This window comes from Variovorax sp. OV084 (assembly GCF_900111625.1).
GTDB lineage: Bacteria > Pseudomonadota > Gammaproteobacteria > Burkholderiales > Burkholderiaceae_C > Variovorax.
Genome location: NZ_FOII01000001.1, coordinates 326,185 through 347,422, shown reverse-complemented (window position 1 = coordinate 347,422; position 21,238 = coordinate 326,185). Strand labels below are relative to the sequence as shown.

The following is a 21,238-nucleotide window of genomic DNA, read 5'->3' as shown; positions in this document are numbered from 1 at the left end:
GATGTGCCTTTCGCCTGAATTCAAAACACTTGTATTGCCTGAATTTCAGACAAGTGTATTTTTTACAGTCAGGGTTTGCCAGAGGTTTGGCGCTGCGCGATCCACTGCTCGAACTGGCGCTGCGCCTGCAGCCTGAATTCGTTGCGCGTGTGGTTGCAGATGGCATGCGCGAGCCGCCGGTACTTCGGCTTTCGAACGCCGCCCAGGGTCGCGTCGAAAAGATGCTCGATGGTCGCCGAATCGGGCTTGTCGCGCGGCTCTTCGAAATTCATCGGCAGGCCGCACCAGTGACAGTTGGATCCGAAAGACGATCTGAGTGCTTGCACGCTCATGGGTGATACGAAATGGGGGTGATGCGATGCCCCCATTCTCGGACCACCCGGATCGCCTACACCGCGAGGCCGATGTCGGCACGCGCGGTGTAGCCAGCGCTGGCGCTGCCCGACATCGTGGGCGTCATCGCCGCAATCTGCGCGGCCGTGTTGTCGCCGAAGACGTTGTCGGTGGACAGCGACACCGCCGCCAGGTTGGCCACGCTCGCGCTGTAGCCGGTGACGTTCGGGTAGATCGCGTTGCAGACGTCGCTGGGCATGGCCAGCTGCGAGGTGAGCACGGAGTTCTTGCCGGTGGTAGCGGCCGACAGGCTGGTGAACACCTCGAAATGCATGTGCGGCCAACGGCCCGAGTAGCAGGCCGGGAAGATGGTCGTGAAGCTCACCTGCCCCGCGCTGTCGGTGACCTGCACGCCGCGCAGGTAGCTTTCGGCCGAGGCCGTGTACAACGAATAGTTGCCGCTGCGGTCGCAGTGCCACAGGTAGATCGCATAGCCCGCCAGCCCGGCGCAGCTGGCGTTGGTGTTCTGCAGCGTCAGCGTGATCGTCAGGGCCACGCCCTGCGCCACGGTGCTCGAACTGATGAAGCTGCTGCGGATGTCGCTTCGCACGATGCCACTGGCGGTGAGCACGTCGGAGGTCGAGCCGGAGGCGGTGTTGGTGCCGTCCGCGGGATAGGGGCCGGAGGTCTCAGCGGGCAACGCGGGGCAGGCACTGCTGCTGGTGCTCGTAGTGGTGCTGGTCGACGTGCTGGAGGTCGTACTCGTGCTGGCTGCCGTGGTACCCGACGTCGCCGCAGCGCTTACGGCGGCAGCGGTCAGCGCACTGGCGCCGCTCGAATCGCTGCCGCCACCTCCGCCGCAACTGGCCAGCAGCGCCGAGGAAGAAAGCCAAAGCAAAGCTCGGCGACGCTCCAGGAGTTGCGCCTCCATGCGCGGAAGGTCTTCTGCCAGGCTGTGGCCGTGGTGTTGCGATTCGGGGTGGGCGCCGAAGGTTTTCATGCGGGGTTTCTTGCAGGTTAAAACCCGCAGCTTCCGCAAGCCGCTTTGCGCACAAATTTCACCGTGTTGCAGCTTTGTTGCTGAACGCGGCCGGCCCGCGGGCCCGGGCGCTTCCTCTTCAGCGGAGCGGATTCGTCATGCGCTCGTACAGCGTCGCGCGCGAAATGCCGAGCAGCCGCGAGGTGGCGAGCTTGTTGCCGCCCGTGCTCGCGAGCGCGGCGGCAATGGCCTTGTGCTCCAGCTCCGCAATCTGTTGGGCCAGCGGCCGCAGCAGCGCTCCCTCTTCGTCGCCCGACAGCTGCATGGCGTCAGGCGGCGCAATCTGGTCGAGCCCCGCTTCGCGCAGGATGCGTTCGAGCTGCACGGCGTCGATGCGCTGCGAGTCACTGCGCATGGTCACCTGCTCCAGCACGTTGCGCAGCTCCCGGATGTTGCCGCGCCAGTGCTGGCCCGCGAGCAGAGCGAGCGCGTCGGGCGTGAGTTCGGGCGGTGCCTCGCCGCTGCGCAGCGCCATGTCTTCGCCCAGCGCTTCGACCAGCGCGGGAATATCCGCGCGCCGCTCGCGCAATGGCGGCACGCGCAGCGGCAGCACATTGAGGCGGTAGTAGAGGTCTTCGCGGAACTGCCCGCGCCGCACCAGCTCGGGCAGGTCGCGCGAGGTGGCGGCGATCACGCGCGCATCGAAGGGCACGAGCTTGTTGGAGCCCAGCGGCTCGATCTCGCCTTCCTGCAGCGCGCGCAGCAGCTTGGCCTGCAGGCCGAGCGGCATGTCGCCGATCTCGTCGAGGAAAAGGCTGCCGCCGTCGGCCAGCTTGAACTTGCCTTCGCGGCCTTTGCGGTCAGCGCCGGTGAAGGCGCCGGGCGCGAAGCCGAAGAACTCGGCTTCGAGCAGCGTGTCGGGCACGGCCGCGATGTTGACGCTGACAAACTGCCCCTTCGCGCGCGCGGACGAGGCATGAATCGCATGCGCCAGCAATTCCTTGCCAGTGCCGGTTTCGCCCAGCAGCAGCACCGGACTGGCCGACTGCGCCGCACGGCGCGCGTGCCGCTTCACTTCCACCGCCGCCGGGCTGCTGCCGATGAAGCTCGCAAAGGTGTACTTGGAACGGCGCTGGCCGTCGGGCGCGTGCTGGTACAGCGGGTTGTTGCGCTGGCTCGCAAGCTCGCGCCGCGCATCGTCGAGGTCGCGCTGCAGCAGCGCGAACTTGCTGATGAGCGGCTGCAGCGTGGTCTCGGGCTGGTCGAACAGCACGATGCCGATGGCACCGATCACCTCACCCATTCCCCCTTCGCCACCCTCGCGCTCTTCGCGCAGCGGAATGCGGCTGACCACGAAGGTGCCGGCCTTGTTGGTGAGCAGGTCGATCAATATCGGCTCGCCGGTCTCGAGCACGCGCCGCATCTGCGTGTTGGGAATCACGTCTTCCACCATGTGCCCCATGAACTGGTCGATGGAAGAAAAGCCCAGCGCCGGCAGGAAGCGCCGGTAGCCTTCATTCACCCACACGATGCGCCCGCTGCTGTCCACCAGGAACATGCCCTGGCTGATGCTTGAAAACAAATGAAACATCGAGCGCGCGGCCAGCGCGAGGATCCCTTCGGCATCGAGGGGCAATGTGGGCGGTGCGGTGGGAGCGGCGGGCATGGCGCGAATCGTAGCGCGCATCAAACCGCAACAAATCGGGCATCAAATGCCTTCAGGAATTGCTCAGGATCCGGCCCGCGGACAAAACCCTTCAGCAAGCCTTAAGTAAATCAATCGTTTGATTTCATGCGTGGTGTAATGCCGGGCATGAACGCGAGAGACCCGATTACCCAGGCCCCGCGCCGCGCACCGCGCAGCGATGGTGCCGAGGCACGCCACCGGCTGCTCCACACCGCGCTGCGGCTGTTCGCGCAAAAGGGGTTTTCCAAGACCTCCACGCGTGAGATTGCCCGCGAGGCCGAAGTCAACATCTCGGCCATCAGCTACTACTTCGGTGACAAGGAAGGGCTGTACACGGCCACCTTCTGCGAGCCGATGGGCGGCGACTCCAGCGACCTGATCGTCGCCTGCAACGCGCCCGGCCAGTCACTCGAAACCACGCTGCGCCTGTGCATGGTGTCCATGATCGACCCGCTCAAGCAGGGCGAGATCGTGCGGCAATGCATCCAGCTGCACATGCGCGAGATGCTGGAGCCCACCAGCCGCTGGGCCGAGGAGCTGGAGCGCGACATCAAGGGTCCGCACCGCGCCATTGCCGACCTGTTGTGCCGCCACCTGAAGGTGGAGCGGGCCGACGACGATATCCACCGCCTGACCTTCGCGATCACCGGGCTGTCGATGCAGCTCTACGTGAGCCAGGATTTCATCGAGGCCATCCGCCCTTCGCTGCTGCGCACGCCGCGCGCCATCGACACCTGGGCCGACCGCCTCACGGGCTACGCGCTGGCGCTGGTGGAGGCCGAAGCGGTCCGCCGTCGCGCCGAGAGAAAGCTGAAGAAATGATGAGAAGACTCCGACTGAAATTGATCGTCACTCTCTGCCTGGGCATCGGCCTGGCAGGTTGCTCGCTGACGCGTCCGCCGACGCAGGTGGAAGCGCCCGTCCCCGCGCAATGGCACGCTCCCCTGCCCCATGGCGGCTCGCTCGCGTCGCTGGCCGACTGGTGGCGCCAGCTCGACGATCCGCTGCTGGTCGAGCTGATCGCCGCCGCCGAGGCTGCGAGCCCCAACGTCGCCAGCGCCGCGGCGCGCGTGGCCGAAGCGCGCTCCACGCGCGTGCAGGCCGGCGCCGCGCTGCTGCCGAGCCTCGACGGCACGGCATCGGCCAGCCGCGGCACCTCGGGCTTTTCTTCCAGCAGCAGTTCGAGCAGCAGCCTCTCGGCCAGCACGCCAATCACCACGCTTCAGGCCGGTCTGCAGTCGAAGTGGGAAGTCGATCTGTTCGGCCGCCTGCGCGCCGACCGCGACTCCGCCGAAGCCAAGCAGAACAGCGCCAACGCCAAGTGGCACGACGCCCGCGTGGCGGTGGCAGCCGAAACGGCCAACGCCTATTTTTCAGAGCGCGCCTGCCAGCAGCAACTGCGCGTGTCCGAAGCGGACGCGCGTTCGCGCTCCGAAACCGCGCGGCTCAACGACCTCTCCGCGAAGGCTGGCTTCACCGCGCAGGCCGATGCCGCGCTGGCACGCGCCAGCGCCTCCGACGCCTCGGGCCGGCTCACGCAGCAGCGTGCCCAGTGCGCGGTGCAGCGCAAGGCGCTGGTGGCGCTCAGCGGCATCGACGAAACCACGCTCGAACAGAAGCTCGCCGCCTCGCCCGCGCAGCGCGCGCTGCCGGTCGTGGGCAGCATCGCCAGCGTGCCGGCCGAGGCGATCTCGCAGCGGCCCGATGTGTACTCGGCCGAACTCGGCGTGGCCTCGGCCAGCGCCGACGTGGGCTCGGCCGAGGCCGAGCGCTACCCCAAGCTCACAGTGTCGGGCTCCATCGGGCGCACGCAGTACCGCGTCGATGGCCTGCGCCAGTCGCTCGAAACCTGGACGGTGGGCCCGATCTCGCTGACCGTGCCGCTGCTCGACGGCGGCTCGCGCAAGGCGAACATCGATGCCGCCAAGGCGCGCTACGCCGAAGCCGTGTCGCTCTACCGCTCCAACGTGCGGCAGGCGGTGCGCGAAGTCGAGGAAGCGCTGGTCAACCTCGACGCCACCGACGCCCGCACCACCGATGCCGACGCCGCGGTAAAGAACTACCAGGCCTCCTTCGACGCCACGCAGGCCCGCTACAGCAGCGGCCTCGCGAGCCTGTTCGAGCTGGAAGACTCGCGCCGCACGCTGTTCACCGCGCAGACCGCGCGCGTCACGCTGCAGCGCGAGCGCACCGAGGCATGGGTTGCGCTGTACCGCTCGATGGGCGGCGGCTGGAACCGCCAGTCGGCCTCGGCCCCATCTTCCGAATCGTCCTCACTGACCTCCACCCCGGCCACCAAGGTCGCGACGTCGCCATGAAATCAATGAAGCGTTCCACCCTCGTCATCGCGCTGATTGCGCTGGTCGTCGTCATCGCGGCGATCTTCTTCATGACGCGCGGCAAGCCGTCGGACAAGTCGGCCGATCCTGCCGCAGCAGCCAAGACCAAGGACGGCGCCCACTCGCCCAAGCCCGCGCTGACCGTCACCGTCGCCAAGCCCGAAGCCACCGAGCTGATGCTCACGCTCGCGGCCAACGGCAACGTGGCCGCCTGGCAGGAGGCCGTGGTCGGCTCCGAGTCCAATGGCCTGAAGCTGGCCGAGGTGCGCGTGAACGTGGGCGACCTGGTCAAGAAGGGCCAGGTGCTCGCGGTGTTCTCGCCCGAGACGGTGCAGGCCGACATCGCGCAATCGCGCGCCTCCCTGGCCGAAGCCCGCGCCACTGCTGCCGACGCCGCAGGCAATGCCGCACGCGCCCGCACGCTGCAGGCCACCGGCGCACTGAGCCAGCAGCAGATCAACCAGTACCAGACCACCGAGCAGACCGCCAAGGCACGCGTCGAGGCGGCAGAGGCCGTGCTGGCCGCGCAGCAGGTGCGCGGTCGCAATACGCAGGTGCTGGCACCCGACGACGGCGTGATCTCGGCACGCACCGCCACGGTGGGCAGCGTGGTGTCGGCTGGCACCGAGCTGTTCCGGCTGATCCGCCAGGGCAGGCTCGAATGGCGCGCCGAAGTGACCTCGGCCGAACTCAGCCGCGTCGCGGTCGGCACCACCGCCTTCGTGGTGAGTGCCAGCGGCGCACAGGTGCGCGGCAAGGTTCGCAGCATCGCGCCCACGGTCGATCCGCAGACGCGCGCAGCGCTGGTGTACGTCGACCTGCCCAACGTGCAGCAGAACACCGGCATCAAGGCCGGCATGTTCGCGCGCGGCGACTTCGAGTTGGGTCGCAGCACGGCGCCGACGGTGCCACAGGCCTCCATCGTGCCGCGCGACGGCTTCAACAACGTCTTTCTGCTGAAGCCCGACAACAAGGTGACCCAGCTGAAGGTACAGATCGGCCGGCGCCTGAACGACCGCATCGAGATCACCAGCGCGCTTCCCGACGGCGCCCAGGTGATCGTGCAAGGCGCGGGCTTCCTCAACGACGGCGACCTGGTGCGTGTGGTGGATGCGCCCGCATCCGCATCCGCGGCGCAGCCGGCCAGGTCTGCGGCCTCCGCTGCCGCGGCCAAGTAAGCAATTCAAAGGAACACGCCCATGAACGTTTCCGCCTGGTCCATACGCAACCCGATTCCGGCGGTGATGCTGTTCGTGCTGCTCACCTTCGGTGGGTTGCTGTCGTTCAACGCGATGAAGGTGCAGAACTTTCCGGACATCGACCTGCCGACCGTGACGGTCTCGGCGTCGCTGCCCGGCGCGGCGCCTTCGCAGCTGGAGACCGACGTCGCGCGCAAGCTCGAGAACTCCATTGCCACCGTGCAGGGCCTGAAGCACATCACCACCAAGGTGCAGGACGGCGCCGCCACGCTGATCGTCGAATTCCGCCTCGAGAAGCCGGTGCAGGAAGCCGTGGACGACGTGCGCTCCGCGGTGCAGCGCGTGCGCGCCGACCTGCCGGCCGACGTGCGCGACCCGGTCGTCACCAAGCTCGACTTCGCGGCCCAGCCGGTGCTGGCCTTCACCATTGCCTCGTCGGCCATGGACAGCGAGGCACTGAGCTGGTTCGTCGACAACGACGTCACCAAGAAGCTGCTCGCGCTGCCCGGCGTGGGCGCGGTGAACCGCGTGGGCGGCGTCACGCGCCAAGTGCACATCGACCTCGACCCGAGCAAGCTGCAGGCGCTGGGCGCCTCGGCGGCCGACATCTCGCGCCAGCTGCGCCAGGTGCAGACCGAAAGCGCGGGCGGCCGTTTCGACCTTGGCGGCAGCGAACAGCCGGTGCGCACCATGGCCACCGTGAAGTCGGCCGACCAGCTCGCCGACATGCAGATCGTGTTGACCGACGGCCGGCGCATCCGCCTCGACCAGGTGGCGCGCGTGAGCGACACCATCGCCGAGCCGCGCGCGGCCGCGCTGCTCAACGGCAAGCCGGTGGTGGGCTTCGAAGTGGCGCGCAGCCGCGGCGCCAGCGAAGTGGAAGTGGGCCACGCGGTGCAGAAGGCGCTGGCCGACATGCGCGCGCAACGCCCCGACATCGAGCTGACCGAGGCCTTCAACTTCGTCGACCCGGTGGAAGAGGAATACAACGGCTCGCTGCACCTGCTGTACGAGGGCGCCATCCTCGCGGTGATCGTGGTGTGGCTGTTCCTGCGCGACTGGCGCGCGACCTTCGTCTCGGCGATTGCGCTGCCGATGTCGGTGATTCCGGCGTTCATCGGCATGCACCTGCTGGGCTTCTCGGTCAACGTGATCTCGCTGCTCGCGCTGTCGCTGGTGGTCGGCATATTGGTGGACGACGCCATCGTGGAGGTCGAGAACATCGTGCGCCACCTGCGCATGGGCAAGTCGCCCTACCAGGCGGCCATGGAGGCGGCGGATGAAATCGGCCTGGCCGTGATCGCCACCACCTTCACGCTGATCGCGGTGTTCCTGCCCACGGCCTTCATGAGCGGCGTGGCTGGCAAGTTTTTCAAGCAGTTCGGCTGGACGGCCTCGCTCGCGGTGTTCGCCTCGCTGGTGGTTGCGCGGGTGCTCACGCCCATGATGGCGGCCTACATCCTGAAGCCCGTCGTCGGCGCCGAGAAGGAACCCGGCTGGCTGCGCTGGTACATGCGCGCGGTGGAGTGGAGCACGCACAACCGCTTCAAGACGATGGTGCTGGCCACCCTCTTCTTCTTCGGCTCGCTAGCGATGATCCCGCTGCTCAAGACCGGCTTCATTCCGCCGGACGACAACTCGCAGACGCAGATCTACCTGTCGCTCGCACCCGGCTCCACGCTGGCGCAAACCACCGCGGCCGCCGAGGAAACCCGCAACCGCGTGATGCAGATCAACCACGTGAAGAGCGTCTACACCACGGTGGCCGGCGGCAGTGCGGGCGGCGACCCGTTCGCGAACTTCGGCACGCCCGAGACGCGCAAGGCCACGCTCACCATCAAGCTCGATGAGCGCGGCGACCGGCCGCGCAAGCAGGTGATCGAGAACCAGATTCGCGCCGCGCTCGAAACGCTGCCCGGCGTGCGCAGCACCGTGGGCCTCGGCGGCTCGGGCGAGAAGTACATCCTGGCGCTGACCGGCGAAGACCCGGTGGCGCTGGCCAGCGCAGCCAGCGCGGTCGAGAAGGACCTGCGCACCATTCCTGGCCTGGGCAACATCACCTCCACCGCGAGCCTGATCCGCCCCGAAATTGCCGTGCGCCCCGACTTCGCACGCGCCGCCGACCTGGGCGTGACCAGCTCCGCCATTGCCGAAACGTTGCGCGTGGCCACTCTGGGCGACTACGACCAGTCGCTGGCCAAGCTCAACCTCGCGCAGCGGCAGGTGCCGATCGTGGTGAAACTGGAAGACTCCGCGCGAAAAGACATCGACCTGCTCGGACGCTTGGCAGTGCCAGGCACGCGCGGGCCGGTCATGCTGAACCAGGTGGCTTCGCTCACGATGGAAGGCGGCCCGGCCGTCATCGACCGCTACGACCGCTCGCGCAACGTGAACTTCGAGATCGAGCTGTCGGGCGTGGGCCTGGGCGACGCCAAGGACGCGGTGACGAAGCTGCCGTCGATCGTGAACCTGCCACCGGGCGTGCGCATCGCCGAGATAGGCGACGCGGAAGTCATGACCGAGCTGTTCGCCAGCTTCGGCCTCGCGATGCTGACGGGCGTGCTGTGCATCTACATCGTGCTGGTGCTGCTGTTCAAGGACTTCCTGCACCCGGTCACCATCTTGTGCGCGCTGCCGCTGGCCCTGGGCGGTGCATTCGTGGGGCTGCTGATCGGGCAGAAGGCGCTGTCGATGCCCTCGCTGATCGGGCTCATCATGCTGATGGGCATTGCCACCAAGAACTCGATTCTTCTGGTGGAGTACGCCATCGTCGCGCGCCGCGACCACGGCATGAGCCGCTGGGACGCGCTGCGCGACGCCTGCCACAAGCGCGCGCGGCCCATCATCATGACCACGCTCGCCATGGGCGCGGGCATGCTGCCGATCGCGGTCGGCTTCGGCGCGGCAGATTCGAGCTTCCGCTCTCCGATGGCGATGGCGGTGATCGGGGGGCTGATCACCTCGACGGTGCTGAGCCTGCTGGTTGTGCCTGCCGTGTTCACCTACATCGACGATATCGAGCACTGGATTCGTCGCACCGTGCGCAAGCTGCGCGGGCAGCCGGTGGATCCGCATATCGACGACGACCTGATCGAGACGCCTGCGGCGGGGCGGTAAGGCGCCCCGGCGGAAATAAAAAAAGCTGCGGCATTGCCGCAGCTTTTTTTTCGTGCCCCAAGGAAGATCAGGCGTCCAGCTGTGCCAGCCGCTTCAGCTTGCGTTCGCTCATGCGCTTGGCCAGGCGCGGAAGCACCAGCACGGCCACCACGATGACGACCAGCGCGATCGACATCGGGCGCTGGAAGAACACCACCGCGCTGCCCTCGCCGATCGACATGGCATTGCGCAGTTGCGCTTCGGCGAGCGGGCCGAGGATCATGCCGACCACCACGGGTGCGGTCGGAAAGTCGAAGCGGCGCATCACCACGCCCAGCAGGCCGATGGCGTACAGCAGGAACAGGTCGAACCCGCTCTGGCGCATGCCGTAGGCACCCACCGTCGCGAAGATCAGGATGCCGGCGTAGAGCTGGGGCTTCGGAATCTTCAGCAGCTTGACCCAGAGGCCGACCATCGGCAGGTTCAGCACCAGCAGCATCACGTTGCCGATGTAGAGCGAGGCGATCAGCGCCCACACCAGCGCGGCCGAGGTGGTGAAGAGTTGCGGGCCCGGCTGGATGCCGTAGTTCTGGAACGCGCCCAGCAGGATCGCGGTGGTGTTCGAGGTCGGAATGCCGAGCGTGAGCAGCGGAATCAACGCGGCCGTCACCGTGGCGTTGTTGGCGGCCTCGGGGCCGGCCACGCCTTCGATGGCGCCGGTGGTGCCGAACTCGGCCTTGGCGTCCTTGTCCTTGGCGAGCTTCTTTTCCATCGCATAGCTCAGGAAAGTCGGAATCTCGGTGCCGCCGGCCGGAATGCAGCCGAAGGGCGTGCCGATGGCGGTGCCGCGCAGCCAGGCGGGAATGGATCGCCTCCAGTCGCGCTTGGTCATGTGCACGCGGCTGAGCTTGTTCTGGCCCTCGACCACCTTGCCTTCATACAGCACGGCGTACAGCACTTCGGCCACGGCGAACAGGCCCACGGCCACCAGCACGATCTCGATGCCATCGAGCAGCTCGGGCACGCCGCCGGTGTAGCGGCCCTGGCCCGAAATCTGGTCGAGCCCGACGCAGCCGGCCGCCAGGCCGACGAACAGCGCCGTCATGCCGCGCAGCGTGCTCTTGCCGAGCACCGCGCTCACGGTGGTGAAGGCCAGCAGCATGAGCAGGAAGTACTCGGGCGGGCCGAGCTTGACCGCAAACTCGGCCACAAAGGGCGCGAACAGCGTGACGATGACGGTGGCAATGGTGCCGGCCACGAAAGAGCCGATGGCGGCCGTTGCGAGCGCCGCGCCCGCCCTTCCGCTCTTGGCCATCTTGTTGCCCTCCATCGCCGTCACCATGCTCGCGGTTTCGCCGGGCGTGTTCAGCAGGATGGAGGTGGTCGAGCCGCCGTACATGGCGCCGTAGTAGATGCCCGAGAAGAAGATCATCGAGGCCGTGATGTCGACCTTGCCGGTGATGGGCAGCAGCATGGCCACCGCCACGGCCGGGCCGATGCCGGGCAGCACGCCCACGGCCGTGCCCAGGGCGCAGCCGACGAGGCACCAGAGCAGATTGATCGGGGTGATCGCCGTGGCGAAACCCGCCATGAGTGCGTTGAAGATTTCCATGTCAGAACCACCCGGTGGAAGTGAGGCCAGGCAGGTTGATGGCCAGGAATTGCGTGAACATCCAGAACACCGGGGCCGCGATCAGCGCCCCGGTGACGATGTCGATGAGCCAGGTGCGCGGTGAGTTGACGCCGCCCAGTCCGCTAGCGCGGCGCAGGCCCTGCACGGCCAGCAGGTAGCACAGCGTGCAGCTCACGATGAAGCCGAGCGTGGTGATGAGCGCCGCGTTGAGCAGCAGCCCCGCCGACACCCAGACAAAGCCGGGCCAGTAGGCATGCTCCGCGCCCGAGGGCGCATCGAGCTCGCGGAAGCCGCCGGTGCGTGCCTCCCACAGGATCCACCCGCCGCACAGCACGAGCACCACGGACACCAGCCAGGGCAGGAAGTTGGGGCCGACGCCGCCGTAGCCGGCTTCGGAAGAAATGCCGATGGCGCCGAAGGCCAGCGCCAGGCCGGTCAGCAGCACGCCGACGCCGACCAGGGTTTGCGGCCAAGTGGCCGCGGGTTGCGCAGGGGCCGAGGATTCTGGAGTTGTCATTTTTTTGTCCTGGAGTGGGAGTACGGGTGCCCCTTCCAGAAACACCGCGGAACCGGCTTTGCCGGGCCGCAGGTGTTGCCCCCGGTAGGGGGTTGGCGCGCGCGACACGAAGTGCGCGCAGCCTGGGGGCGAGCCGATTTCAGACCATGCCGGATTTCGTCATGATGGCGCGCAGGCTGGCGAAGTCGTCGTCGACGAACTTGGCAAAAGCTTCGCCCGACAGCACGGCCGGCGTCCAGTCGTTCTTCTTGAGCGATTCGGCCCACGACGCGCTCTTCATGGCGGCCAGCACCATGTCGGTCAGCGCCTTGCGCTGCTCGGCCGAGATGCCGGGGGCGCCGTACACGCCGCGCCAGTTGCCGATTTCGACGTCGATGCCCTGCTCCTTCAGCGTGGGCACGTTGATGCCCGGCAGGCGCTGCGCGGAGGTGACGGCAATGGCCTTCATCTTGCCGGCGGCGATGTATTCGGCGAATTCGCTGTAGCCGCTGCCGCCGACGGTAACGTTGCCGCCCAGGATGGCGGCGGTGGCTTCACCGCCTCCGCGGAATGCCACATAGTTGATCTTGGAAGGATCGGCGCCCACCTTCTGCGCAATCATGGCCGCGGCGATGTGCTCGGTGGACCCGCGCGAACCGCCGCCCCACTTCACGCTGCCCGGGTCTTTCTTGAGCTGGTCGACCACGTCCTTCATGGTCTTGAGCGGCGAATTGGCCGGCAGCACGAACACGTTGTATTCGGTGGTCAGGCGCGCAATGGGCGTGGCCTGCTCGAGCTTGACCGGCGGCTTGCCGGTGATGATGCCGCCCAGCATGACCGAGCCCATGACCATCAGGGCGTTTGCGTCGCCCTTGGAGCCGTTCACGAACTGGGCCAGGCCCAGTGCGCCGGCAGCGCCGCCCTTGTTGTCGTAGGTGACGGTGTCGGCCACCTTGGCGTCGCTCAGCGCCTTGCCCAGCGCACGGCCGGTGGTGTCCCAGCCGCCGCCCGGGTTGGCGGGGATCATCATCTTGACGTTGGCTGCAGCACGTGCCGAGAGCGGCAGCGCTCCGGCGGCGGCCAGTGCGGCCAAAGACTTCAGAAAGGTGTCGCGACGCATGCGTGTCTCCTGGAATTGGAAGGAACTTGAAAGGAAGCTGACTTTTAGCTGAGCGCTATCATGCGCCGCCCTGCTGTCAGTTGGCTGTCCGCCAGACTGGGGAAAACACCAAAGTAAACACGCCCGCCGCCACCGTATGAAGCTGCTGCTGGTCGAAGACGACCCCTCGATGCAAATCACCCTGCAGCGAACCCTCGGGCGCCGCCGGATCGACGTGCGCGTCTGCGGCGACGGGGCCGAAGCCGTCGCCCAGTGGCGCGCCATCGAGCCCGACGTGGTCGCCCTCGACCTGAGCCTGCCCAACCTCGACGGCCTGCAGGTGCTGGCCCAGGCACGCGCCGAGGGCCTGCGCACGCCGGTGCTGCTGCTGACGGCGCGCGGTACGGTCGGCGACCGCATCGTCGGCCTGAACGCCGGTGCCGACGACTACCTGCCCAAGCCCTTCGACCTCGACGAACTCGAAGCCCGCATTCGCGCGCTGCGCCGGCGCAGCCACGGCGTTGCCGGACCGGACGCGGGGCTCAACCCGCAGGAGATAGGCGGGCTGCGCTTCGAGCCCGACAACGGCGCCATCTACAACCGCGCCGAACTGCTCGAACTCACGCCGCGCGAGCTGGCGCTGCTGAAGGCGCTGATGATGAAGCCGGGCCACGCCGTGACCAAGGAGCGCCTGTTCGAGCTGGTGTTTCCGGGCGAGACCGAGGTGCAGTACGAGGCTATCGAGGTGGTGGTGTACCGCCTGCGCAAGAAGCTCGCGGGCACCGGCGCGGTGCTGATGACCATGCGCGGCCTCGGCTATTTATTGCGCCCCGAGGCATGACCCGCGTCTCCTCGCTTCGTGCGCGGCTGCTGCTCGGCATCCTCGCGCCGATTGCGGTGTTCATCGTGATCAACAGCGTGAGCCTGTACCGCCAGAGCCTCGCGGCCGCCACCACGGCCTACGACCGCACGCTGCTCGCATCGGCCAAGACCATCGGCGAACAGCTCGACGTGGAGGGCTACGACGACCTGGCGCAGCTGCGGGCCATCGTGCCCTATTCCGCGCTCGAGGCCTTCGAGGCCGACAACCGCAGCCGGCTGTTCTACCGGGTCTCGGCGCTCGACGGTGAAATGATCTCGGGCTTTGCCGAGCTGCCGTTCTGGCGCGGCCGCATTCCGGACCGCAGCGCGTACGCGGCGCTGGTCGACTTCTACGACGCGCAGTTCCGCAACCAGCCGGTGCGCGTCGCGGTGCTGCTGCAGCCTGTAGCAAGCGCAACCGGCCGCGGCATGGCCGTGGTGCAGGTGGCCGAGACGCTGGAGTTGCGCGAAACGCTGGTGCGCAAGCTGCTGATCGACACGCTGTGGCGCCAGTTGCTGCTGATGGGCGTGATCGCGCTGGTCACCGTGTTCGTGGTGCAGCGCGCCACGCGGTCGGTGCGCGAGCTTGGCGAAGCCATCGAGAAGCGCCAGGCCGACGACCTCTCGCCCATCGACGCGCCCGACGCGCCGCGCGAGCTGCGGCCGCTGATCGACGCCACCACGCAGGTCATGGGCCGGCTGCAGCAGCTGCTCGACCACCAGAAGCGCTTTGTGCGCGACAGCGCCCACCAGCTGCGCACGCCGCTGGCTGTGCTGAAGGCACAGGTGCAGTCGGCGCAGCGCGGCGACGTGGCGCCCGAGCAGGCGCTGGGCGAGATCAGCCACACGGTGGAGCGCGCGACCACGCTGGCCAACCAGATGCTGTCGCTCGCCAAGGTGGAGCAACTGCGCCAGCAGCCGGAGTCGGTAACGCTCGACTTCGGCGAGGTGGCCCGGCAGATCGCGCTCGACCTGTCGCCGCTGGTGGCCGACAAGGCGCTCGACTTCGAACTCGCCATCGACGAGCCCGTGCCGGTGCAGGCCCATCACTGGATGCTTCAGGAGCTCACGCGCAACCTGCTGCACAACGCGATCAAGCAGAGCCCCGCGGGCGCCGCGCTGTCGGTCTCGGTGCGCTCCGAAGGCGGGGACGCGGTGCTCACGGTGCGCGACAGCGGCCCCGGCATCTCGCCCGAGCTGCGGCAGCGCCTGTTTGCGCCCTTCTCCGCCGGCAGCACGTCGAGCGGCTCGGGGCTGGGGCTGGCGATCTGCCGCGAGATCGTGCTGGCGCTCGGCGGGCGCATCAGCCTCGACAACCGCAGTGCGCCGGCCGGGGAGGATGGCACCGAACGGGTGATCGGGCTCGACGCCGTCGTGCGCCTGCCGCTGTCGTCGGCGCCGCTCTCGCGGCACAATTCCTGAAATCCACTTCCGACACTCCATGGACCGTCTGCGCATCGACAAATGGCTCTGGGCCGCCCGCTTCTTCAAGACGCGCTCGCTGGCCGCGGAGGAAATCGGCAAGAACCGCGTGCAGGTGAACGGCGACGTCGCCAAGGCCTCGCGCGAGGTCAAGGCGGGCGACACCGTGGCCATGCGCATGGGCCCGCTGACGCGAACCGTGAAGGTGCTCGGCCTCAGCGGCCAGCGCGGACCGGCACCGGTCGCGCAGCAGCTCTACGAGGAAACAGCCGAAAGCGTGGCGGCGCAGGCCGCGTTCCGGGAGCTGCGCCGCATGGGCAGCGAACCGGCGCTGGCCATCGAGCAGGGCCGCCCCACCAAGCGCGACCGGCGCGATCTCGACGGCGCGGTACGCCAGCATGCCGATTGGGACAACCGCTGGAGCGCCTCGCTGCCCCCTGAAGACGACGACCGCTGACGACCATCCATCGGGTCGATCGCTTACGCTGTCGGCTTCGTTGTTCTTCACGGAGTCCTGCTTCATGGCCAGCTTCAAGAAATACCGCGTCGGCGGCAAGTTCAAGCTCTCGCACATCGACCCCGGCGACACGCCCTTCTGCGAGGGCGACGAAGCCTCCCAGCGCGCCGAAGTCGATGCGCTGGCCGTCGAGCTCGACGAGCTGCAGGACCTGCTGCACGCGGAGGGACGGCGCAAGCTGCTGCTGGTGCTGCAGGGCATGGACACCAGCGGCAAGGACGGCACCGTGCGCTGGGTGTTCTCGCGCACCTCGCCGCTGGGTGTGCGCGTATCGGCCTTCAAGGCGCCGACCGTGGACGAACGCGCGCGCGACTACCTCTGGCGCTGCCACGCCGTCGTGCCGCGCACCGGCGAGATCATGGTGTGGAACCGCAGCCACTACGAAGACGTGCTGGTGCCCGTGGTCGAGGGCTGGATCGACAAGGCCGAGGCAAAACGCCGCTACGCACAGATCAACGACTTCGAGCGGCTGCTCACCGAGACCGGCACGGTAGTGGTCAAGTGCATGCTGCACATCGACAAGGACGAGCAGCGTGAACGCCTGCAGGCCCGCATCGACACGCCCGGCAAGCAATGGAAGTTCAGCATGGACGACCTGGAGGTGCGCACCAAGTGGAGCGCCTACCAGCAGGCCTACCAGAACGCGCTGGGCGCCACCTCGACCGACCATGCGCCGTGGTACGTGGTGCCAGCCAACAGCAAGCGGCACCGCAACGTGATGATCGCGCAGCTGCTGGTGAAGACGATGCGTCAGATGAAGCTCAAGGCTCCGCCGCCGGACCCGGCGCTCAAGGGAATGATCGTCAAGTGAGCGACGGCTGAGCAGGCAGGGCCCTCGCGGGCCCATCGAAGCTCAGGAGCGGCGGATCAGCGCCTGCGCCAGCACGCGGCACTTGCCGAACTCGCAGCGCACCGCCCAGGTTCCGCCGTTGTCGCAAGGCACGTTGTAGGTTTCGTAGCCGGGGCCCTTGGCCGTGAGTTCGGCGCGCGGCTGAAGGTTGCAGCGGCCGGCCTTGGCGAGCGTTTCGACGTTGTAGGTATCGACGCCGGTGCGGCGCGGCTTCATGACGACGCCGGGGTCGAAGGTGTTGCCATAGAACGAGTCGCGCACGTTGGGGTCGAGGTTGCGATAGCCGCGCTTGGCCATGCAATGCACGATGGCGATCTGCTGGTGCTCGGCAATCAGCTCCGAGTCGGGACGGCCGTTCCAGTCGATGACGGCGGCGGTGATGCCGGTGTACGACGCCGCGGCGACGATGCCCTGCCCGTACACCGTGATCAGGCCGACGCCCAGCGCGCCCCACATGGCGTCGCCGGTTTCGCTGCGCGCCGTGATGCGGTTCGACGCCGTGCGGCATTCGGCCACGTCGTTGTCGTAGCGCACCTTGTCCACGCCCTCCATGGCGACCATGGGCACATAGGAAGTGCCCCTGCCCGTTCCGGGCTCGGTGGGTGTAGTCGGTGCGCTGGCGCAACCGGCCAGGGCCACGGCAGCGAACGCAATGCTCAGCAGCAGCTTCATGCAATCCCTCGTCTTCTTCGCGATAGTTGCGGGGATTTAACCATACATATAGTTACTCTTGAACCGCATTTGTCGTGAATGCACTACGGCTGACCTGGATCAGTGGGGCCATACCGAGAAGCCCCGTGCGAGCAACATCGCGCGCATGGTTACAGAATGAGAAAATAGGTTACATAAGCGCTGCCGCATCAGCTTTGGGCGCGGCACATCCGAACACCCCTTGAACTACCGTCCCGCACCCTTCTTCGCCAACGTGGTGCTCGTCCTGTCGATGGCACTGCTGGGCGCCATCGGTGCCTTCCTGGGCGGGACGGCCGGCTTGCAGCAATCCGACTCGCTGCTGCACCTGACGCGCGCCGACTGGCAGGTCGACGAAGCCTCGGGCTTCAGCACTCCGCCGTTGAAGCAGGACAGCGGCGCCCTGCCGGACACCTGGAAGCGGGTCGAACTGCCCCTGGCCCTTCCCATCGCGCTGCTGCGCCAGGCGGAGGCCTCCTCCACCAGGACGACGCGCACGACCTGGATCAGGCTGTCCACGCGCGGCCTGCCGCCCGATGCCGGGCCGCTGGCGTTGTACGGCATCCGGATCAAGACCGACGGCACCATCGCGGTCTATGCCGACGGACAACTGGTCCATCGCGCGCAGCAGTCGGGCCCGTTGTGGAACAGCACCCGCACTCCGCTGTGGGTCCAGCTGGACAACAGTGCCGACAGCAAGCCGCCCAGCGAGATCCTCCTGCGACTGGAGCACACCCGCAACGCCCAAGTGGCGCTGTCGTCGCTGTGGATCGGCCCCATCGACGCACTCAGGGGGCGCCACGGCATGCGCCAGTGGCTGCAGCAGGAGCTGCCCGCGATGCTCGGCGCAGCATTCATGGCCGTGGGCGTGTTCGCGCTGTTCGTGTGGTTCAGGCGCCGCGACGAGACGGGCTACCTGCTGTTCTTCAACCTCGCGGCCACTTCCTTCATGCGGGGACTGCACTTCTACGTGAGCCTGCCCGTCGCCAATGACTGGTTCGCGTGGCTGACCGTCAACTCGCTCTTCTGGCTGGTGATGGTGGTGCACTTCTTCCTGCGCCAGTTGCACGGCCTGCAGCTCAAGTGGCTGACCGTCGGCGTGGTCGTGGCGACCACCACCATCGGCCTCGTCACTCTGCCCGGCTTGAACATCGTGCAGAACACGCCGCAGGTAACGCCCCTGATCTACGCTGTCGCGGCGCTGATGGGCACGCTGGTCTGCCTGGTGGGTAGCGTCAGCGCATGGCGCCGCTCCACCGAAGGCCGGCTGGTCGCGGTCGGCATCGGCATCTGCGTGCTGCTGGGCATGACCGACTGGCTGCTGCAGAACAACTTCATCAGCCCCGAAGGCTGGTACCTGGGGGCGTACACCAACGCCGTCACCTTCAGCGTTTTCGGCGCGCTGATGTACCGCCGCTACATGCACGCCATCGGCGAAGTCGAGCAGCTCAATGCGAGCCTTGCGCAGCGCCTGCAGAAGCGCGAGGCCGAACTCGAGCTCAGCCACCGGCGGCTGCGCGAGGTCGAGCGCCTGCAGACCATCAGCGACGAACGCCAGCGCCTGATGCAGGACATGCACGACGGCCTCGGCTCTTCGCTGATCAGCGCCATCCGCTCGGTCGAAGGCGGCGGCATGAGCGACGACAAGGTCTCGCAGATTCTCAAGAGCTGCCTGGACGACCTGAAGCTCACGCTCGACTCGCTGGAGCCGATCGAAGCCGACCTGCTGCTGCTGCTGGCCACGCTGCGCTACCGGCTGGAACCGCGGCTCGAAGGCACCGGTGTCTCGCTGCGGTGGGAAGTGCAGGAGCTGCCGGCCCTCGACTGGCTCGACCCGTCGAGTGCGCTGCACATCCTGCGCATCGTGCAGGAAAGCATCTCGAACATCCTGCGGCACACGCGCGCGACGGAGATACGCGTGGGCACCTCGTTGGAGGGCGCGGGCGTGCAGGTGACGATCGAGGACAACGGCCAGGGCTTCGACGTCCAGAAGGTGATGGGCAATCAGTCCGCGGGGGGCCGAGGCCTGCAGAACCAGCGGCGGCGAGCGCAGGCGATCAAAGGCGTGGTGCAGTGGGAATCCAAACCGACGGGAACGCGGTTCGTGTTGTGGCTGCCGTTGCAGCGGGAGAAGCAGGCGGCTTGAGGCCAGCCTTCAGATGGATACCGACTGCGCCGCCTCAGACACATCAGCGCGAGAGACGATTCCGCGCAGATCCGCCCCAGTGGCCAGAGTCCCCATCACTCCGGCGTGCTGGCCGCCCAGGCGCGACTCGACGAAGCGCTGTGCCACCGCGCCATCGCTGTGCCTGAGCATCTCGCTCGCCTGAAGCGCAAGGGCCATGCGCGTCACGATGGCGCGCGAATTGCCCTCATCGACTGCACCCGCAGAAAGATCGTCGCGCAGACCGGCGATGAACTTCGCATACGCCGCGTTGGCAACTCCCGGCTGGGAGACTTCATCGAGAAAGACTTCGAGCGAGCCCTTCTCGCGGACGAGCGCGCGCACCACGTCCATGCACATCATGTTCGTCGTGCCTTCCCAGATCGAATTGAGCGGCGCCTCGCGGTACAGCCGCGCGATGGGGTTCTCCATGATGAAGCCGTTGCCGCCGTGAACCTGCAATGCCTCGTAGACGAAGTACGTCGCACGCTGGCAGTTCCAGTACTTGACCACGGGCGTTGCCACGCGGGCAAGAAGCCGCTCGCGTTCGTTCGATTCCATGCTGTCGGTTGCGCGTGCGACACGCATCGCCGACAACATGGCCGCTTCGCTTTCCAGCGCCAGATCCGCCAGCACATTCGTCTGCATGGGCAGGTCGGCCATCCGGCGACCGAAGCCGTCGCGTGTCGATGCGTGGTTGATCGCCAGCGTGAGCGCCTGGCGCATCAGGCCCGCAGAACCCACTGCGAAGTCGAGGCGGGTCAGGTGTGCATGCGAGAGGATCTCGCGGATGCCTCGCCCCTCTTCGCCGACCAGCATCGCCCAGGTCTTGTTGAACTCGACCTCGCTCGATGCGTTGGAGCGGTTTCCGCACTTGTCCTTCAGGCGCTGCACGGCAACGCGGTTGGCACTGCCGTCCGGCAGGAAGCGCGGAACGAAAAGGCAGCTCACGCCCGAATTGGTTTGAGCCAGCGTGTAGAAGCCGTCGGAAGTCGGAACCGAAAAGAACCACTTGTGGCCCGTCACGTTGTAGATGCGAGCACCGTTCTCGGTTCCGACGAAGGTGGCCGTGGTCTGCGTCTGGCGCAGGTCGGAGCCGCCCTGCTTCTCGGTCATGGCGTAGCCGATCACGGCGCCCGTTTTCTGCGGGAGCGGCAGGCGGCGCGGGTCGTAGCGACCGGAAAGTGTCTTCTCCCTCCAGAGTGCAAACTCCGGCCGCCCCGCAAAACCAGCACAGGCAGCGTATGCCATGCCAGTGGGGCATCCGGTGCCGTTCTCGACCTGGTTCCACAGGTAGCTCAGCACCGCACGCGCAAGGTGGCCCGAGGGCTCATTGGTTGTCCACGCAAGGCTCGGTACGCCATGCGCGAAACCCAGGGCCATGAGTTGATGCCATGCAGGATAGAACTCGACCCAGTCCAGGCGATTGCCGAACCGATCATGCGTGCGCAGTTGCGGACTGTGTTCGTTGGCCAATCGTGCAAGGTCCTGCACCTCTTCATTGCCCGCCAATGCGCCGACCGCCGTTGCGTCAGGAATGCTCCAGGCCGCATGACGCTCCACGAGCTCTCGTAGAGCCACATCGCCTGTGAATGCGTTGTGGCCGGTGCAAGCACTGGCCTGGTTGAATACCCTGTGCGTCTCGACGCCATCGGCCAGGGGAAACTGAAACGCCAGAGCCGTACTTTCGAGGGGCATGTTCATGAAGGTCTCCAGAAGTTCGCCGCGCTGCAGGCATAGTGAATCATTCTTCGCGATTCGTGAACCTGAATCCGTTCTTTCCCGGGCCGGGCACCCGACGCACCAGGACCGCAAAATGGCACAGTCTTTGCGTGCTCAAGGTACAGCGACCTGGCGCCGCCCCGCCCGCTCC

Annotated in this window: 17 protein-coding genes; 9 read left to right on the top strand and 8 right to left on the bottom strand. The window is 67.1% G+C overall.

Annotated elements, in window-relative coordinates; translation table 11 throughout:
* Positions 1-68 precede the first annotated feature (68 nt).
* The 3 genes from BMW87_RS01730 to BMW87_RS01720 form a co-directional block, all read right to left on the bottom strand.
* Entirely contained in the window at positions 69-272 is a 204-nt protein-coding gene (locus BMW87_RS01730; protein WP_256216622.1) for a hypothetical protein, read from the bottom strand.
* A gap of 116 nt (positions 273-388) precedes the next feature.
* Positions 389-1,333 carry a dioxygenase family protein gene (locus BMW87_RS01725; RefSeq protein WP_093073715.1) on the bottom strand — a complete coding sequence of 315 codons (945 nt, stop codon included), beginning with the start codon at positions 1,331-1,333 and terminating at the stop codon, positions 389-391.
* A gap of 118 nt (positions 1,334-1,451) precedes the next feature.
* A complete protein-coding gene (locus BMW87_RS01720; protein ID WP_093075131.1) occupies positions 1,452-2,978 on the bottom strand; it encodes a sigma-54 interaction domain-containing protein in 1,527 nt (508 codons plus the stop codon).
* Between the two features lie 138 nt (positions 2,979-3,116).
* Here BMW87_RS01720 and BMW87_RS01715 point away from each other — a divergent pair, with 138 nt between their 5' ends.
* From BMW87_RS01715 to BMW87_RS01700, 4 genes are read left to right on the top strand one after another with little or no spacing between them, the layout of a single operon-like run.
* Entirely contained in the window at positions 3,117-3,821 is a 705-nt protein-coding gene (locus BMW87_RS01715) for a TetR/AcrR family transcriptional regulator (RefSeq protein ID WP_093073713.1), read from the top strand.
* Positions 3,821-5,317 (top strand): efflux transporter outer membrane subunit, encoded by a 1,497-nt coding sequence (locus BMW87_RS01710; protein ID WP_093073711.1) that lies wholly within the window; start codon positions 3,821-3,823, stop codon positions 5,315-5,317. Before BMW87_RS01715 ends, BMW87_RS01710 begins: the two co-directional genes overlap by 1 nt.
* Complete coding sequence (locus BMW87_RS01705; protein WP_093073709.1) at positions 5,314-6,516, top strand: efflux RND transporter periplasmic adaptor subunit; 1,203 nt, start codon at positions 5,314-5,316, stop codon at positions 6,514-6,516. The genes BMW87_RS01710 and BMW87_RS01705 overlap by 4 nt, the downstream gene beginning before the upstream one ends.
* A 21-nt stretch (positions 6,517-6,537) precedes the next feature.
* Complete coding sequence (locus BMW87_RS01700) at positions 6,538-9,654, top strand: efflux RND transporter permease subunit (protein ID WP_093073707.1); 3,117 nt, start codon at positions 6,538-6,540, stop codon at positions 9,652-9,654.
* A gap of 67 nt (positions 9,655-9,721) precedes the next feature.
* On the opposite strand, the gene BMW87_RS01695 is transcribed toward BMW87_RS01700, so the two are convergent.
* The 3 genes from BMW87_RS01695 to BMW87_RS01685 all read right to left on the bottom strand — a co-directional run bounded on the left by BMW87_RS01695 (position 9,722) and on the right by BMW87_RS01685 (position 12,882).
* Positions 9,722-11,245 (bottom strand): tripartite tricarboxylate transporter permease, encoded by a 1,524-nt coding sequence (locus tag BMW87_RS01695; RefSeq protein WP_093056426.1) that lies wholly within the window; start codon positions 11,243-11,245, stop codon positions 9,722-9,724.
* Position 11,246: 1 nt separating this feature from the next.
* Complete coding sequence (locus tag BMW87_RS01690) at positions 11,247-11,783, bottom strand: tripartite tricarboxylate transporter TctB family protein (RefSeq protein WP_093073705.1); 537 nt, start codon at positions 11,781-11,783, stop codon at positions 11,247-11,249.
* Between the two features lie 139 nt (positions 11,784-11,922).
* A complete protein-coding gene (locus BMW87_RS01685; protein ID WP_093073703.1) occupies positions 11,923-12,882 on the bottom strand; it encodes a tripartite tricarboxylate transporter substrate binding protein in 960 nt (319 codons plus the stop codon).
* Between the two features lie 136 nt (positions 12,883-13,018).
* On the opposite strand from BMW87_RS01685, the gene BMW87_RS01680 reads away from it, so the two are divergent.
* The 4 genes from BMW87_RS01680 (at position 13,019) to BMW87_RS01665 (ending at position 16,472) form a co-directional block, all read left to right on the top strand.
* The gene (locus BMW87_RS01680; protein WP_093056424.1) at positions 13,019-13,702 is read left to right on the top strand and encodes a response regulator transcription factor; all 684 of its coding nucleotides are present in this window, start codon (positions 13,019-13,021) and stop codon (positions 13,700-13,702) included.
* Complete coding sequence (locus BMW87_RS01675; RefSeq protein WP_093073701.1) at positions 13,699-15,144, top strand: sensor histidine kinase; 1,446 nt, start codon at positions 13,699-13,701, stop codon at positions 15,142-15,144. Before BMW87_RS01680 ends, BMW87_RS01675 begins: the two co-directional genes overlap by 4 nt.
* Before the next feature lie 19 nt (positions 15,145-15,163).
* Positions 15,164-15,601, top strand: coding sequence for an RNA-binding S4 domain-containing protein (locus tag BMW87_RS01670; RefSeq protein WP_093056422.1), 438 nt, complete (start codon positions 15,164-15,166; stop codon positions 15,599-15,601).
* A gap of 64 nt (positions 15,602-15,665) precedes the next feature.
* Positions 15,666-16,472, top strand: coding sequence for a PPK2 family polyphosphate kinase (locus tag BMW87_RS01665; RefSeq protein ID WP_093073699.1), 807 nt, complete (start codon positions 15,666-15,668; stop codon positions 16,470-16,472).
* A gap of 42 nt (positions 16,473-16,514) precedes the next feature.
* Here BMW87_RS01665 and BMW87_RS01660 read toward each other — a convergent pair whose 3' ends face one another.
* Positions 16,515-17,183, bottom strand: coding sequence for a hypothetical protein (locus BMW87_RS01660; RefSeq protein WP_093073697.1), 669 nt, complete (start codon positions 17,181-17,183; stop codon positions 16,515-16,517).
* Positions 17,184-17,403: 220 nt separating this feature from the next.
* Between BMW87_RS01660 and BMW87_RS01655 the strand changes: the two genes are divergently transcribed.
* Positions 17,404-19,347, top strand: coding sequence for a sensor histidine kinase (locus BMW87_RS01655; RefSeq protein WP_177192709.1), 1,944 nt, complete (start codon positions 17,404-17,406; stop codon positions 19,345-19,347).
* Positions 19,348-19,356: 9 nt separating this feature from the next.
* Here the strand turns inward: BMW87_RS01655 and BMW87_RS01650 are convergent, their stop codons facing one another.
* On the bottom strand, positions 19,357-21,069 hold the full coding sequence (locus BMW87_RS01650; protein ID WP_177192733.1) for an acyl-CoA dehydrogenase family protein: 1,713 nt from the start codon (positions 21,067-21,069) through the stop codon (positions 19,357-19,359).
* Positions 21,070-21,238: the final 169 nt, after the last annotated feature.